Below are 15972 nucleotides of genomic sequence, written 5' to 3'. Positions count from 1 at the left end.
AGGATGCTTCATAAAGCAGATCCACTCGACGCATCCCAAAACTTCGTAAATCCAACGGTCTCGAAAGGGACCGGGAATCCGTCGAATTCAATAAAGACATATTTCTGTTCGTGAAATTTGCTTATCAGGAATTCTTTGGCTTTCGGGGACTTTACTAAATAAACCTGTCTATAGCCGGTAACTTTCCCAGACGGGTTGGCGCAGGCATAATAGGTCACGACTTTTTGTCCACTTATTTTGATGATCCGTTCAGTCAATTTTGTTGGGTCGGTTAAAGTGCATTCTGAAAAAATTAAGAAATTTAACTCCGCACCGTTTTGTTGCATCTGGATTTTTGCTTGATACAAAGTCGGCTGTTTATCGTCTTTATTCTTTTTGATTCCAGTGATTGCTGATCCATTCCCTACATCGTCAAATGAGAGCGGCGATGCTTGAGCCTCCTCACCATATCGCGCTTTCAATGAGCTTAGAAAGTGAGCTGCTTCGCTAGGAGTAGGATCTGCCTTACTTGAATCTTGTGCGAAACTCGTCGCGTGGAGAAGGAGTAAAGTAGAAATAAGAACTGCGGACGGTAATAAACGCATTTTTATTAGTTAGATTAATGAGTTATAAATTATTGTTCGGGGCATGCCTAAGACCGAGTATAAGCGTGAAGATGGTTGAAAGCAATTTAGGTTAACTTATTGACACTTCATTGTCGAGGCTGTTGTCTCATTTCTCCCTAGAAATGAGACAACGGACATCGTAGTGTTGGGCACTCAATGCAAGGAGCGTCCAATGACTATCGCAGCAACCATGCTTGCCGAATATATGAAGGCCGAACTGGCCGTCTTGGCTGGCAAGACCATCACTTTCCAAGGCCGTTCGATGGGCATGGAAAACCTCCAGGAGATCCGTGCCGGCCGCCAAGAATGGGAAGCGCGCATCGCCCAGGACGCGCGCAAGGCCAGTGGTCAGCCGTCGATCGGTGGCATGTCGTTCTCCGTCGCCAGCTTTGGAGACCGGTAACGATGAAGGTCGACACGAAGGTCCAGCTCAACTTTGTTGACCGAGCGATCGCTTTCCTTTCGCCGGTCGCCGGTGCTCGCCGCCTCGCAGCCCGCAGTGTGCTGAACCAGTACGAGGCGGCCAAGCCATCACGCCTGCGCAAGGGCCGCAAGGCCAATGGCTCGCCAAATGCTGGCTCGCAGATGGGCGCGGTTGGCTTGCGCGGCTTGGCCCGCCACCTCGAGGCGAATCACGACATCGCTCGCGGAGCGTTGCGCACCCTGGTGAACAATGTGGTCGGCCCGAGCGGGATCGGTATCGAACCGCAGCCGCGTCGGCGTGACGGCACCATCCATGTCGAATACGCGGCCGCGCTGCGCACGGCTTACCGCAACTGGGCGCAAACCCCTGAAGTAACGCAGCGGCACCACTGGAGCAAGGTTCAGCGCCTGGTGGCGAAGACTTGGCTGCGCGATGGCGAGTGTTTCTCGCAACGTCTCATCGGTGCTGTGCCGCTGCTGGATCATGGCACTAAGGTGCCGTACTCGCTCGAGCTGATCGAGCCCGATCTGATTCCGTTCGACTATCACGACCAGGCGCGCGGGATCCAGCAGGGTATCGAACGTAACACTTGGGGCAAGCCAACCGGCTATTGGGCGTACAAGGCCTTCCCCGGTGGCGATAGCTGGACCAAGGGAAGCTACGAACTCAAGCGCATTGAGGCCGGCCGCATGCACCACATCGCCTCGCTAGACCGCATCGGCCAGATGCGGGGCGTGTCCGAGTTCGCCAGCGTCATTGGCCGCCTTGAGGACATCAAGGACTATGAGGAATCCGAGCGCATAGCGGCCAAGGTGGCGGCGTCCCTGACTGCGTACGTCAAGAAGGGCTCTCCAGAACAGTACCCTGAGGGACCGGACGGTCCGAATGGACAACCTCGGGAGCTGCACTTCTCGCCAGGCATGATCATCGACAACCTCGGCGTCGGCGAGGAGATCGGCATGATCGACTCCAACCGTCCAAACCCCAACCTGGTCACCTTCCGGCAGGGCCAGCTCCGTGCGGTGGCGGCCGGCCTGGGCGGCAGCTACTCGAGCATCGCCCGTGACTACAGCGGCACTTATTCCTCCCAGCGGCAGGAGCTGGTTGAGCAGTGGATCCACTACGCCGTGCTGTGCGACGAATTCGTGGGCCAGTTCGTCCAACCGACGTGGAACGACTTCGTGCTGGCTGCTCGCCTCTCGGGCGTGGTGCCGATGCCCCATGACGTCGATCCTGAGACCGCCGACGATGCCCTGTTCGTAGGCCAGTCGATGCCCTGGATCGATCCGCTCAAGGAAGCCATGGCCTGGCAAGCACTCGTGGAAGCTGGCTTCGCCAGTGAGGTCGAGGTCATGCGTAAGCGCGGCGTCAACCCACGCGATGTGCTCGAGCAGATCATGGCGCACCGCACGGAGTGCGCGGAGAAGGGACTGGTGTTCAAGTCGAACTACGCCAACCAGAACAAGGCCACGCCGCCAGCACCTCCGCCACCCGAAGCTCCCGACAAGGAAGAGTAATCGTCAGTTTCCAGGCCACCACTAGGTGGCCTTTTTTTCGTCCCTGCTCATAAAAAAAATCGTCTCATTTCTCCCTAGAAATGGGACTGCTGGAACAACAAACTGACGACTTCAAAACGATGCATTGGACAAGGAATACGGACGATGGCTACAGCCGATCAGAACCAGCCGCCGAAGTGGTACACCATCCGCCCCAGCGCGCGCGCAAGCGCAGCCGGCGGTGTGCAGGTCGCCAGTGCGGAGATCCTCATCTACGGCGATATCGGCGAGAGCTGGTACGGCGACACTATTGCGGCGGCGTCGTTCGTGCGTGAAGTCATGGCCCTCGACGTCGAGCAGCTCACCGTGCGCATCAACAGCTACGGCGGCTCGGTAACCGACGGCATCGCGATCCACAACGCACTCAAGCGTCACAAAGCAACCGTCACGACCGTCGTCGACGGCATCGCCGCTTCGATCGCCAGCCTGATCGCGATGGCCGGCGACACCGTCGAGATGGCGGAGAACGCGCAGATCATGATCCACGCACCGTGGGGCTGGAACTCCGGCAACAGCGCTGCCATGCGCGAGTACGCCGATATGCTCGACAGCTGGGCCGACGCGATGTCGACCACCTACGCGTCGAAGACCGGCGGCGACAAGGCAGAGATGCTGGCCCTGCTCACCGACGGCAAGGATCACTGGTACACCGCCGAGCAAGCACTGGCGGCGAAGTTCGTGGACGTCGTCGTCGCCGGCCTGCCGGTCGCCGCGAGCGCCCAGCTCAAGGATTCTATTAAGGCGCGGTACGCCTCGTTCCCGCAGCCGACCACCCCGGCGGCATCTGCCGCGCCTCAACCCCAATCGAAGGAGAGCAACACCATGGCAGGAGCCAACACCCCAGCGGGCGCCGACCCGTCCCTGGACGCCATCCAGGCAGCAGCACAGGCGGCACTGGCCGCCGACAAGACCCGCCGCGCAGGTATCGCTGCCGCGTTCGCGTCGTTCGCCAATATCGAAGGCGTTCCTGCGCTGCAGGCAGCCTGCGCCGACGACCAGGGTTGCACCCTCGAGCAGGCGAATACCAAGCTCTTGGCCCACCTGGGTAAAGGCTCGGCACCGGTCGCCGGCAGCTATATCGTCACCCTGGAAGACGAGCGCGACAAGTTCCGTGCTGGCGCCCAAGCCTCGATCCTGGCGCGCGGCAACCTGGACAAGGACGACAAAGCCAACAACTACCGCGGCTTCTCGCTGATGGACCTCGCACGCGAATGCCTGGCCCACGCCGGCGTCAACGCACGCGGCATGGGCAAGATGGACGTGGTTGCAGCCGCGTTCACCCAGACCGGTTCGGACTTCCCACTGTTGCTGGCAAATGTCGCCGACAAGGCCATGATGAAGGGCTACGAAGAAGCGGAAGAAACGTTCCAGCTGTGGACCTCGATCGGCACCCTGGGCGACTTCAAGCCGGGCAAGCGTGTCGACCTGAACACCTTCCCGTCGCTGGACAGGATCCAGGACGGCGGCGAGTACCACTACGCCGAGGTCGGCGAACGTGGTGAAACCGTCCAGCTGGCGACCTACGGCAAGATGTTTTCGCTGACCCGCCAGACCATCATCAACGACGACCTGGACGCATTCACCAAGATCCCGCGTCGCATGGGCCGCGCCGCAATCCGCACGATCGGTGACCTGGTGTACGCGATCCTGATGGACAACCCGCTGATGGCTGATGGCAAGGAACTGTTCCACGAAGACCACGCCAACATCCTGGCCGCAGCAGGCATCAACACGGCCTCCGTCAATGCCATGCGTGCCCGTATGCGTACGCAAACCGACGGCACTGCGCGCGCGCTGAATATCCGTCTGGCCAAGCTGCTGGTGCCAGTGGCCCTGGAAGGCACCGCATTGGTGGTCAAGGACAGCGAATACGAAGTCGGCGCGGGCGCCAAGAACAACACCGTGCCGAACTCGGCACGCGGCACGTTCGAAGTCATCAGCGATGCTCGCCTGGACGCTGATCCATCGACCTGGTACGGCGCCGCTGACCAGAACGTCCATGACACGGTTGAAGTGCAATACCTCGACGGCAACCAGGCGCCGACTCTGGAGCAGCAAGACGGCTGGACCCGCGACGGCGTCGAGTTCAAGGTGCGCATGGATGCAGGCGTCAAGGCCCTCGACTTCCGCACGCTGGCCGTCAACCAGGGCGAATAGTCCTGACCATCTAACGACGGCGCCGCCCGCGCGGCGCCTCCTGAACTGAAAAGGAGCCAGCAGTGGCAAAGAACTATGTGCAAGAGGGCGACGTGCTTGACTACAAAGCCGGCGCGACCGGAGTTGTCTCGGGGCTGATGGTCGCGATGGGCAAGCGGGTCGGTATCGCCTTGCGCGATATCGCACCCCACGAAACCGGTTCGGTCGCAGTGACCGGTGTCTGGAACGTCGCAAAGCTGCCGACCGACGTAGTGGTGCAGGGCGATGTCCTGTACTGGGACGCCGACGACTTCCGCCTGACCATCACCGAGGGCACCAACACGGCGGCTGGCTACGCGGCCGCGTCGGCTGGCAATGGCGCCGCTACCGTCCCCATCAAGATCAACGCCTGATGTTCGACCAGCTCGAAGCCCGGCTGAACCGACTGGCGATGGAGCGCCTGTCGAATGCCATCGCGCGCATTCCTGGCGTCGAGGGTGACATCCCCGTCATCTTCGACGCCGAGTACAGGAATGGCATGGTCGGCATGGGCATGGGGGCTGCGGCGCCGCAGATGGTCATCGCCAACGACCGCGTGCCTGCTGACTTCGACGAGATGCGCGTCACCGTCAACGGTGCAGCCTGGAAGGTGGCCGACTGCCAGGCCGACAGCTACCTTCCGACCGGTCTGAGCCTGGTCTTCCTGGAGAAAGCATGACGACCCAACACATGGCGATCGTGCAGGCGATCGCACAGCGCCTACAGGAAGACCCTGCACTCGTCGTCGATCGTGTCTACGTCAACCGTCGGCGACCGCTGGGCAATGACAAGAACCGGGCCATCGTGGTCCGCCTCGGCCGCTCGCTGTCGCAGGAGGTGAAGCAGCTGGGCGGCCGTACGACCTGGGACACGCTGCTGGAGATCGAGTGCTACGGCCGCGACGGCGCTGAAGACGTGCCCGGCACGGTCGCCGACCAAGTGCTCGAGGCGGTCTTCGACAACCTCGATGGCGGCTCAGGTCTCGGCTACGGCGTGATGGACATTGGGCCTCTGCCGGGCGACACCCTGGCCTGGGACTTCGAGGAGCTGGACAACAGCGTGGCGTGCGTCAGCGCGCGCTTCGTAGTGAAACACCAAACCAACGGGAGAACCCTGAAGATATGAAAGACCTGAAAACCGCCGGCGCCAGTACGCCGGACCTGGTCAAGCCTGAGGAAGTGCAGACGTCTGCACTGGCGCCTGTGCCGCAGCAAGACCCTGCGGTGGGCGGTAGCTACGTCCGCAATGTTGGCACCGGCGAGATTCGCAAGCTCGAGCCAGTCCGTGAACCGAAAGAACAGGAGTAATACATGGCTGTGGAAACCCAACGCCTGATCCGCAAGACCACGATCCTCGCGAAGCTCGAAGAGGAGTACGGCGTCGACTCGATCCCAGAAGGTGCAGCCAACGCGCTCGTGATCAGCAATGTCTCGATCAACGCGCTGAACGCCGAGTGGATCAGGCGCGACATCATTCGCGAATACCTGGGCGCGTCGGAAGAGCTGCCAGGCGCGTCGTACGTCGAATGCGGATTCGACATCGAGCTGGTCGGCGCCGGCACGGCGGGCAAGGCGCCGGCATGGGGACCGCTCATGCGCTCGATCGGCTTTGCCGAGATCATCACGGCCGGCATTCGCGTCGACTATGTCCCGATCTCCGGCGGCTTCGAGTCGTCGTCGATCTATTACTTCGACGACGGCGTGCTGCACAAGCTCCTGGGCGTGCGTGGCACCGCTTCGCTGAACCTGACTGTCGGCGAAAAGCCAGTGATCAGCTTCAAGCTCATCGGTGTCGATGGCGGCATCGCCGCACTGAACAATCCGTCCACGACCTTGACCGCCTGGCGCGTGCCGCAGATCGTCACCGACGACAACTCGGGAAACATCACGATTGGCGCCACCCACGGCATCGCCACCGCGCCGGCCTTCGTTGGCGGCCTCGAGTATCCGAGCCAGGGCCTGACCATCGACCTGGGTGTCACTGCGACCTTCCAGAAGATCCTGGGCGGGAAGTCGGTCGCCATCACCGATCGCGAGGTTACCGGCGCCGTCAAGCTCAAGCAGACCGCCGCCCAAGAGGTGTCCTTCATGGGCATGGTCAAGAGCGCCACGAAGTCGACGCTCGGTCTGATCCACGGCACCGTCCCGAACGACAAGGTTGCCGTGTTCCTGCCGGCGGCACAGTTCAAAGAGCCGACCAAGGAAGAGCTGAACGGCGAGCGCCTGATTGGCTACAACCTGCGCGCCACGCCCGTCGCCGGCAACGACGAAATCCGCATCATCACCAGCTTTGCATAACCACGCGGGCCTCGCGGCCCGCATCGACACAGGAAAAATCATGAGCAAGCGCTTTACCACCGTTATCAGCCCAACCGTCCTCGTCACCGTCAAGGGCGCCACCAAGGATGGCAAGGGTCAGCCCGTGCCGTTCAAGTTCACGCTGACCTGCTCGCGTCTGCAAGCAGACGATCTCAAGCAGCGCATCAGCAGCGGTGAATTCGACATGAAGGACGTGCTGCGTGAGGTCACCAGCGATTGGAGTGGCCAGCGCCTGGTCAACGACGAGGAGACCGGCCAGCCGGCCGACTTCTGTCCTGAGGCATTCGATGCGCTGCTGAATATCCCCGGTATGGCCTTGGTGTGCTTCAACGCCTTCGCCAAGGAGACGAGCGCCGAAGCAAAAAACTAGCGCAGGTCGCGCGCTACGCGGCCCTAGGGTGGATCGTCGATGAAGACCAGGAGGAGCTGGACGACGAAGCTGTCAGCGAGGCCGCGGCGGCATTTGGCCTGGCGCCGGTCTATGAGCGGCAGCGGGCCGAACCTCTCTACCTTTGGCCGGAATGCGTCAAGGCCTGGAACTTCTTCCAGGCCGTGTCGACCCAGTGGGTCGTCGGGCCAGGCGGCGCCGTCGGCCTGAATTACCAGAGCGTCCTTGTCGTGCGTGATGCCTGGAAGATCAAGCGCAAGGACTGGCCTAAGTTGTTTTCGGAAGTGCAGGCGATGGAGCGCGCGACCTTGTCAGGATGGAGTGAACGAAAGAAGTGAGCGAATCTCGAGTAATCATCACAGCCGTTGCCGATCGCGCAATTTCCGAGTTTCGCCGGTTCCGCGAGCAGGCGACCGGCGCCTTGGAAACGGTGTCGCAAGCTGGTGGCGTCATCGGCGGCGTACTTGGTGCGGTCGGTGCCTCGCTGTCCGTCGCGGCTTTCACCGGCTGGATCAAAGGTGCGATCGACGCCACTGACGCAGCGAGCGACCTGTCACAACGGATCGGCGTTGCGGTCGGAGACCTGGCCGGCCTCGAGCTGGCCTTCCAGATGGGCGGCATGGAAGCGAGCGCCCTCGAAGGGGCGATGACGAAGTTGTCCAAGCAGATCGTCGATAACGGTGACGCGTTCGCGAAGCTCGGCATTAGCTCGAAGAATCTGGACGGTTCGTTCAAGAGTAACAAGGACATGCTGTATGAGCTGGCGGACGAGTTCGCCGGCATGGAGGAGGGCGTCCAGAAGGTGGCCCTCGCGCAAGAGATCTTTGGCAAATCAGGGGCGGCCATGCTCCCGCTACTCAACGGCGGCGCCGAAGGCTTGCGCGAGATGGACGCGATGGCGCGCCAGCTCGGCCTGTCGCTGGATGAAGAGGCGGTCGAGCAGGCCGGCGCCTTCAACGATACCTTGGACCTGCTGATGCTCGGCACCCAGGGCGTGGCACGAGGTGTGGCCGCAGAGTTGCTGCCGACGCTGAGCACCCTTGCCGGCCAATTTCTCAAAACCGCAACGCAGGGCGATACCCTCAAGAACACCGCGCAGTTCCTGGCATCGGGACTCAAACTGCTCTACACAGTCGGACTTGGCATCGTCGAGGTGTTCTCGACGGTAGGCAAGACCCTTGGTGCGGCGGCCGCCCAGCTGGTCGCGTTGGTCCAAGGCGAGTTCAAACTAGCGGCAGAAATTGGGCGCCAGTGGCAGGCCGACATCGGGGAGAGCTGGTCGGACACTGCGCGTTCGATCGCAGCCGCCTGGGGCGCCAGCGGTGACGCATCCGTGGAAGAAATGGCAGCCATCGTGCGCCACGGAACGGTCGTGGGCAAGAGCGCTGCCGAGATCGCTGCTGAGACGAAGAAACTGAACCAGGAGCAACAGGCTCAAGCCAAGCTGCTGGCCGAGTTGTCAGGCCTGAGCGGTACCTTTTCCCAAGAATGGGAGGCGCTCAGCAAGGCGTATGCGAACGGCGCTATCTCGGTCGACCAGCTGACGAAGGCGCAGGCCGACTTGCTTGCCAAGCAGCCAGCGATCAAGGCTGCAAACGATGCGGCTGCGAAGGCTGCTGCAGACGAGAAAAAGCTGCTGGACGAAGCCACTGCTGCGGTTGACCGCGACATCGATGGAATCGTCAAGCAGACCGAAGCCCTGGAACTAAAGATCCGCACCTACGGCATGCTGCCGGAGGCGATCACCGATGTTCAGATCGCCGAGCTCGAGGCAGCGAAGCAGTCGCTCGTCTTGTCGGACGCTGGCGTCGCCGACATCCAGCGAAGGATCGACGCCCTGAAAGGCCTGCGCAATGCCCAGGCCGCAGCGACCGTCCATGATGCGGAGATCGAGGCAGTCAAGAAGCTGGCCGACGAGGGCAAGCGCATGTCCGAGACGATCGAGTCGTCTTTGACCGATGCGCTGCTGCGCGGCTTCGAGAACGGCAAAGGCTTCGCCGAGAACCTGGTCGACACGCTGAAAAATATGTTCAACACCCTGGTGCTTCGTCCCGTGATCCAGGGCGTGCTGCAGCCCGTCTCGGGGACCTTGAACGGGCTCGGGCAGGGCGTGCTCAACCAGTTCGGCCTCGGCGCCGTTCCAGGTGCGAGCGGTGCTGGAGGAGCCGGTGTCGGTAGCGCGATCAGCTCGGTCAAGGGGATCTACGACGCGATGCAGGGTGGCTTCGCCGCTCTTGGCGACACCGTCGCCGGCTTCGCACAGAACATCATGAGCTCGATGGGCTACACGCCCCTGGCATCGCAAGGGTTGGCGACCGCGTCTGGCCAGGCGCTGACCCCACTGGCCAATGGCCTGGGAGCAGCCGCGGGCATCGCCGGCGGCGTGTTCGGCGGGGTGATGGGCGGTCGGGCACTGTCGAACGGCTATTCGGCGTTTGGCGGCTCGGGAAATTCAACGGTCAACGCCGGCACCGCGATTGGCGCTGCTGTCGGCACGATTGTTGGCCCACTCGGGACAGCCCTTGGCTCGCTGGTCGGTGGCCTGCTGGGCGGCGCCGTGAACCGCTTGTTCGGCCATAAGCCGAAGGAAGTCGTGGGCAGCAACCTCGCCGGTACCTTGGGGGAGGGTGGCTTCGACGGCAAGGTTATCCAGCAGTGGAAGCAGAAGGGCGGCTGGTTCCGGAGCGACAAGTCCGGCTTCGATCGCGTGGACGTGGCGCCAGAAATGGATCAGGCGCTGTCCGATGCCTATGGCGTCATGAAGGTGTCCACGAAGGCCTTCGCCGAAGCGCTTGGCGTGGACGCGTCGAGCATCGCCCGTCGAACCGACGCGATCAATATCGCGATCGGGAAGACCGATGCCGAGACGCAGGCCAATATCATCGCCTACTTCGAAGGGCTCGCGAACACCATGGCCACCGACCTGGTGCCGGAGCTGGTGAATCTCCAGCAGAAAGGCGAGTCCGCATCGGCCGCGCTGCAGCGCCTGGCAACGGGGTACGCCGTGGTCGACGACGCGCTAGCCTCTATCGGGGTCACGTTCGGTGCGGTTGGCGTCTCATCGCTGGCTGCTCGCGAACGACTCCTCCAGGCAGCCGGCGGACTGGATGCGTTCGCGTCTGGCGTCCAATTCTTCCAGCAAAACTTCCTGTCCGAGGCCGAGCGTAACGCGCCGGTGCTGAAGGCGGTAACGGAGCAGATGGCGGCCCTTGGCCTGGCCAGCGTCGATACCCGCGACGAGTTCAAGCAGGTCGTGCTGGACCTGATCAACAGCGGTGCCCTGGCCAGCGAAGAAGGCGCGAAGCGGTATGCAGCGTTGATGGCGATCCAGGCAGACTTCGCCAAGGTGTATCCGGCCACCGAAGCCGCTGCACAGCAAGCTGCGGCACAGGCTGCGGCCGTGCTCGAGCAGCGTAAGCAGCTGCAGGCTGAGTACGACGCGCTGACGCTGACGTCGGCGCAGCAGGAGCAAGTGGCGCTTGAGCAGCAGCGGGCTGCGCTGGATGAGAGTGTACGGGCGCTCTTCGACCAAGTGCAGGCTCTCAAGGCGCAGAAGGCGGCGGTGGAAGATGCGAACGCTGCAGCGGCGGCGCTGCTGGGCGAGGTCGATAAAGCATTCCTCACGCTGCAGCGTGTCGCGTCACGTGAGAAGGCCGCGCTGCAGGCAAGCGTCGACGTCCATGCTGCGGCGGTGAATCGGCTGCAGGGATTGGCGCAGCTTCTCAATGGCACGCTCAACAGTATGACGTCGCCGGAGCAGCAGCTGGCCCAGCGTGCAGCCGCACAGGCACAGATCCGCGCGGCGCTGGTAAAGGCGCAGACCGGCGGCGCCCTGCCGGATGCGGAAAGCCTGCGCGATGCTTTGAGCGCCGTGACCCGCGATGCGTCGGACCAGTTCAGTTCGTACAACGATTATCTGTTGGACCTGTACCAGACGCAGAGCGACATTGCTGCCTTGGCCGGCATCACGGACAAGGCGCTGACGGTTGAAGAGCGGTCGCTACGGGCGCTCGAGGATCAGATAGCTCGCCTGGATCGGATCGTGGAAAACGGGCAGGAGCAGATCGACGCATTGAATGGCCAGGCCACTGGACTGCTGACGTTGTCGCAAGCGATGGATGCGCTCGCGGCCGCCATCGGAGCGGCCAAAGCCAATCCGATCATCAGCGGCACGTCGGCAATCTCCAGTGCGTACCAGCAGGCGCTGGGGAGGACTCCAGACGCCGGCGGCCTGGCTTACTGGCAGGATCGCGTGGCCAACGGCGCTTCGCAGAATGCGGTGGTGGACTCGATCGTGAATTCGCCTGAGGCGAAGATCAAGAAGCTTTATGGCGATGTGCTTGGTCGGACTGCGGATGCCGCAGGGCTGGACTACTGGATGGAACGCCTGAAGGGCGGCATCAGTCTGGATGCGATCCGGGACACGTTCCAGAACAGCGACGAAGCGAAAAAGTTGCGCGGTGTGCCTGGCTTCGCCACAGGCGGCGATCACGCGGGCGGCTGGCGCATCGTTGGCGAGGATGGCCCCGAGCTTGAGGCGACCGGGCCGTCACGCATCTTCAATGCGAACCAGACGAAGGACATGTTCTCGCGACTGGCGAGCCCGGCGGACAACGGTGTGGTACTGGCGCGGGCCGTGAGCAGCTTGAGCTTCGAAGTTGCCCAACTGCGTGCCGAGAACACGCTCCTGCGTGAGGAGTTGAACGCTGGCCTTGGTGCCATTGCTATTAACACCTTGAACACAGCCGATCACTTGGATGCGGCCACTAGAGGCGAAGTGCCATTCGCGACGAAGATTGTGAAAGAGGAAGCATGATTATTGTCGAACCAATAACGATAGGCGATGTAGCTTGCACGCGCGCGTCCCCCAAGTGGGTGTATGACCGGACCGGCACGCTGGTCGAGGTGCCGGCAAATACCTTGGCGGTCACCTATGACCCTTCCGACCTGAGCAAGGCGCCATTCGCCGTGGTAGACCTCGAGCCGGAGACGAACCACATCCGCAACAACACGATGCAGGGGGCGGTCTCGGGCTCACCGGGTACAAAGCCTAATTTTTGGGGGTTCCTTGACGGCGTGGACGGGGCAGTACTAGGGATCACCGCGAACATCGTCGACCTGCCCATCGAGAACGGATTGCAGTGTATCGATATCCGATATCAGGGCACCGCATCGGCTAACGGCTCGCTGTATATACGGTTTGAATCTAATGAAATTGTTGCCGCTGTACCGGGGCAAAAATGGGTTGCTGGCTTTTTTTATCGGATGCGCCCATCTGCAAGTTTGCCGAATTCGATACGGTCCTTTATCACCGAACGATCCGCGGTGCCGGCGCATATCCAGCAATCTAGCGGCGAAGCGCTGCCCATTTCTGGGCAACCCCTCACGCAGTACGAGCATGAGTTGACCATCACCAATGCGAACACCGCGTTCATCCACTCGGGGGTGACGATGTCATTTTCGGCGGGGCGATCGTACGACTTCACTGTCCGCATCGGCTTGCCGCACTTGTGCCGCGATAAGCTGCCTCGCTTCCCGATCAAGACCAGCAACAGCGCTGTAACCCGCGCTGCTGATGTGATCGGTGCTGGTGCTGGCCTGGTGTATTCGAACGTGCCGATTGCTGAGGCCGCCTATGACCCCAAGGTGACTTATGCAAAAGATGCGCGTGTCTACGACCCAATCACCTACGAGGCATTCCAGTCACTGGTTGCTGGCAACGTAGGTAAAGCGCTGGGCGATACCTCTGTTTGGTCGCCGCGCGGTGCAATAAACCGCCGGGCCATGTTCGACGACTACAACAACACGCAGACCGTTATGCCCGATGAAATCCTGGTCGTGCTGACACCGGAGATGGTGGCGCAGGGACTCTACCTTGGCAACCTGGATATACATGAGCTGAGGCTCAGCATGGTCGACGCGCTCGATGGTGTCGTTCGCAGCGAAGTCATCAGCCTGATCGAGTCAAACTCTCAGTCGAGCTACTTCAGCTGGATGTTCAAACGCGTCAAGCGCAGGACCTATTTTTTTGTGCTGGACTTGCCGGTCTATGCCAATGCACTGGTCACGATTTCACTCCAGAAGATTGGGGCGGAGGCGAAGGCAGGTATGTGTGTAATCGGGCCGGTAGAGGAATTCGGCCCGAGCCTTCTAGGTTTGTCGACCGAAGGAAAGGATTTCTCTAGCACCACGTTCAATTTCGACGGCACCAGCAAGACAACGATCCGACCCTACGCCAAGCGAATGTCGTGCGACGTGGTCGTGCCTAATGACGAGATCACTTACGTACAAGAGCGCCTCTTCGAGCTGCGTCAACGCCCGCTTGTATGGGTCGGTGGGCCGTACGGGGCAACAGCGGTGTTTGGTCGATATGGAAGCTTTAAAAACGTTATTGAGTATCAAATGCAATCGAAAATGAATCTGATGATCGAAGGGGCTGTATAAATGATCGAAACTTTTTTAGACGAGTCGAAGCTGCCGTATAGGACCTTGGAGCAGAAGGTCTTCGACGCTTCAGTTGACTATGTCTTCCGAAATTTTCCCAAATGGGGAAGGGAAGTCAATGCAACGTTGGCTGCGCTCAACGCCTTAGCCGCTGGCGGCGTCTACGCATTCCCATATGTCTTCGACAGCTCGACTGTCGACGCGGACCCGGGCGTCGGCAAGCTGCGCCTGAGCAGCGCTACCCAGAATGCAGCGACCGTCATGCGCATGGATCTGCAAACCTTCGGCGGCACCGATATGACCAACGTGCTGGCAGACCTGCGCGCGGCCACGAGCGCTGTGAAAGGATCGGTCCGTGTCGTGAAGATGACCGACCCGAGCAAGTGGTTGATCTTCGACGTGACCGCGGTGGCGATTCCGACGGGCTACCGCAATCTCACCATGACCTGGCGCGCGACGGGCGGCGGGCTGGCTAGCCCCTTCACCAACGGCGATGCGCTGATGGTCTTCATCGACCGAAATGGCGACTCGGGTACCGTGCCGGGGGCGACCGAGCTCTTAGCCACTGTTCCAGTCCCGGCAGGCGTCAGCGCGGTCAACGCGCTGAATGTGTTCGATGCCGACCACGACTGGTACTTCGCTCATTTTACGGGGATCACGCAAAGCGGGCAGTCGCAAGTTTTTCTAAGGCTGGCCGTCGGTGGCGCACTAGTGTCGACAACTGCGTATCAATATGCTAACGCAGGTAACAACGCTACAACGCAGCAGGACGCATTCATAGTTGGCGCGACCAACGAAGCCGCGGCCACCAAGCGATCGGGGGTTTTGCAGATCGGCGGCGTCAACTCCGCGGAACCAAAAGCGATCACTTGGGATGGGGCGGCTCAACTAGGCGGGACAATGTACGCCGCGGCAACGCGTGGGATGTTTCTACCCACCAGCGTCGTAACCGGCTTCGGTGTTTTCCTTCAGACGCAGGGCATCACTTTCACTGGCGGAACGATCCGCGTTTATGGAGTGCGTAAAGCATGAGCATTCAAGTAGCAGATTTCGTAAATGGCCAGGTCGTCGTTCGCGACGAGACTGCGGAAGAGGGAGCGGCGCGCATACCAGATATCGCAGCGCTCCGAGCTGAGAAGAATGCGGAGATCGATACATGGCGCTCGGCCGCCAATGCATCGACATTCCCGCACGCGGGCAAGCAGATCGCTTGCGACGCGCTGTCCCGGTCCGATCTCGACGGCGTCGCGCACCACATCGCACTGTTCGGCGCCTTTCCCGAAGGATTCCCTGGCGGCTGGAAAGCGACGGACAAAACGATGCTGCCGCTGGTTGACGTCGATGCCTTCTGTGCCATGTATTCCTCAATGACCGCTCAGGGCACCGAGAACTTCAATCACTCGCAGGAACTGAAGGCGGCGCTAGCAGCAGCCAGCACGCCGGAGGAGATCGCAGCAATCCAATGGTCGTCGCCGGCGCTTCCCGACGAGGAGGGCTCGTAGATGGCGGCTGGAGTTATCACGGTAAGGTTCACCACCAAGTGGCCATGGAACCCCGCGAGCCTGCTGATAGCGCGCTGCTCCGGCTCCCGCTTCTTTAGCCACGTGGTCGCGATCGCCGGCGCCCGGGCCTATGAGGCCTCCATGACCCACGGCTGCAGGGCGACGACGGTCGACCAGGTGATGAAGGGCGTAGTTCGGTACCAGGACATGACGGTATGGGTCCCGGACCTCGAGCAGGCAATCGCATTCGGCGAAGAGCAGGATGGCCGCGGCTACGACTTCTGGGGTGCCCTGGGCATTCCGTTCCTCGCGTCGGACGATTGGAACGACACGTCAACCTGGTGGTGCAGCGAGCTGGTGTTCGCGCTGCTGATGGCCGGCGGTGCAGTCCTGCTCGATCCGGCCGAAGCGCATCGGGTCACGCCGAACGACCTGTTCCAGTGCTTCCATCCGAAGCTGCAGCGCGTCGACCTCCGCAGCAGCGACGCGTGAAATAGTCCCATTTCTCCCTAGAAATGGGACCGCTAGAGCGAGAGACTGTGCGCACCCGGTAATCCGAA

The 15972-nt window shown here is 61.3% G+C and carries 16 protein-coding genes; 15 read left to right on the top strand and 1 reads right to left on the bottom strand.

Annotation, left to right across the window (positions count from 1 at the left end; translation table 11 throughout):
- Positions 1-8: 8 nt before the first annotated feature.
- Complete coding sequence (locus J3U95_RS14625; protein WP_208279292.1) at positions 9-584, bottom strand: hypothetical protein; 576 nt, start codon at positions 582-584, stop codon at positions 9-11.
- A gap of 193 nt (positions 585-777) precedes the next feature.
- Between J3U95_RS14625 and J3U95_RS14620 the strand changes: the two genes are divergently transcribed.
- From J3U95_RS14620 to J3U95_RS14550, 15 genes are all read left to right on the top strand, one after another.
- Positions 778-1008, top strand: a complete 231-nt coding sequence (locus J3U95_RS14620) for a DUF6148 family protein (RefSeq protein ID WP_229519843.1) — start codon at positions 778-780, stop codon at positions 1006-1008.
- A gap of 2 nt (positions 1009-1010) precedes the next feature.
- On the top strand, positions 1011-2546 hold the full coding sequence (locus tag J3U95_RS14615; RefSeq protein ID WP_208279291.1) for a phage portal protein: 1536 nt from the start codon (positions 1011-1013) through the stop codon (positions 2544-2546).
- A 144-nt stretch (positions 2547-2690) separates the two neighbouring features.
- Positions 2691-4742 (top strand): ClpP-like prohead protease/major capsid protein fusion protein, encoded by a 2052-nt coding sequence (locus J3U95_RS14610; RefSeq protein ID WP_208279290.1) that lies wholly within the window; start codon positions 2691-2693, stop codon positions 4740-4742.
- A 62-nt stretch (positions 4743-4804) separates the two neighbouring features.
- Positions 4805-5134 (top strand): DUF2190 family protein, encoded by a 330-nt coding sequence (locus J3U95_RS14605; protein ID WP_208279289.1) that lies wholly within the window; start codon positions 4805-4807, stop codon positions 5132-5134.
- Positions 5134-5439 carry a head-tail joining protein gene (locus J3U95_RS14600; RefSeq protein ID WP_208279288.1) on the top strand — a complete coding sequence of 102 codons (306 nt, stop codon included), beginning with the start codon at positions 5134-5136 and terminating at the stop codon, positions 5437-5439. Before J3U95_RS14605 ends, J3U95_RS14600 begins: the two co-directional genes overlap by 1 nt.
- A complete protein-coding gene (locus tag J3U95_RS14595; protein ID WP_208279287.1) occupies positions 5436-5885 on the top strand; it encodes a hypothetical protein in 450 nt (149 codons plus the stop codon). The genes J3U95_RS14600 and J3U95_RS14595 overlap by 4 nt, the downstream gene beginning before the upstream one ends.
- On the top strand, positions 5882-6067 hold the full coding sequence (locus J3U95_RS14590; RefSeq protein ID WP_208279286.1) for a hypothetical protein: 186 nt from the start codon (positions 5882-5884) through the stop codon (positions 6065-6067). The genes J3U95_RS14595 and J3U95_RS14590 overlap by 4 nt, the downstream gene beginning before the upstream one ends.
- A gap of 3 nt (positions 6068-6070) precedes the next feature.
- Complete coding sequence (locus J3U95_RS14585; protein WP_208279285.1) at positions 6071-7057, top strand: phage tail tube protein; 987 nt, start codon at positions 6071-6073, stop codon at positions 7055-7057.
- A gap of 40 nt (positions 7058-7097) precedes the next feature.
- Positions 7098-7448 (top strand): hypothetical protein, encoded by a 351-nt coding sequence (locus J3U95_RS14580; RefSeq protein WP_208279284.1) that lies wholly within the window; start codon positions 7098-7100, stop codon positions 7446-7448.
- Entirely contained in the window at positions 7400-7804 is a 405-nt protein-coding gene (locus J3U95_RS28365) for a DUF1799 domain-containing protein (RefSeq protein ID WP_208279283.1), read from the top strand. The genes J3U95_RS14580 and J3U95_RS28365 overlap by 49 nt, the downstream gene beginning before the upstream one ends.
- Positions 7801-12282 carry a DUF4214 domain-containing protein gene (locus tag J3U95_RS28635; RefSeq protein ID WP_208279282.1) on the top strand — a complete coding sequence of 1494 codons (4482 nt, stop codon included), beginning with the start codon at positions 7801-7803 and terminating at the stop codon, positions 12280-12282. The genes J3U95_RS28365 and J3U95_RS28635 overlap by 4 nt, the downstream gene beginning before the upstream one ends.
- Entirely contained in the window at positions 12279-13910 is a 1632-nt protein-coding gene (locus J3U95_RS14565; RefSeq protein ID WP_208279281.1) for a hypothetical protein, read from the top strand. The genes J3U95_RS28635 and J3U95_RS14565 overlap by 4 nt, the downstream gene beginning before the upstream one ends.
- A complete protein-coding gene (locus tag J3U95_RS14560; protein WP_208279280.1) occupies positions 13911-14942 on the top strand; it encodes a hypothetical protein in 1032 nt (343 codons plus the stop codon).
- Positions 14939-15412: a DUF4376 domain-containing protein gene (locus J3U95_RS14555; protein ID WP_208279279.1), complete on the top strand. Its 474-nt coding sequence runs from the start codon at positions 14939-14941 to the stop codon at positions 15410-15412. The genes J3U95_RS14560 and J3U95_RS14555 overlap by 4 nt, the downstream gene beginning before the upstream one ends.
- Positions 15413-15904 (top strand): hypothetical protein, encoded by a 492-nt coding sequence (locus J3U95_RS14550; RefSeq protein ID WP_208279278.1) that lies wholly within the window; start codon positions 15413-15415, stop codon positions 15902-15904.
- Positions 15905-15972 lie beyond the last annotated feature (68 nt).

The sequence above is a fragment of the Massilia oculi genome, assembly GCF_017582745.1.
Taxonomy (GTDB): Bacteria; Pseudomonadota; Gammaproteobacteria; order Burkholderiales; family Burkholderiaceae_D; genus Telluria; species Telluria oculi_A.
This window is presented reverse-complemented; position numbering and strand designations above follow the sequence as displayed.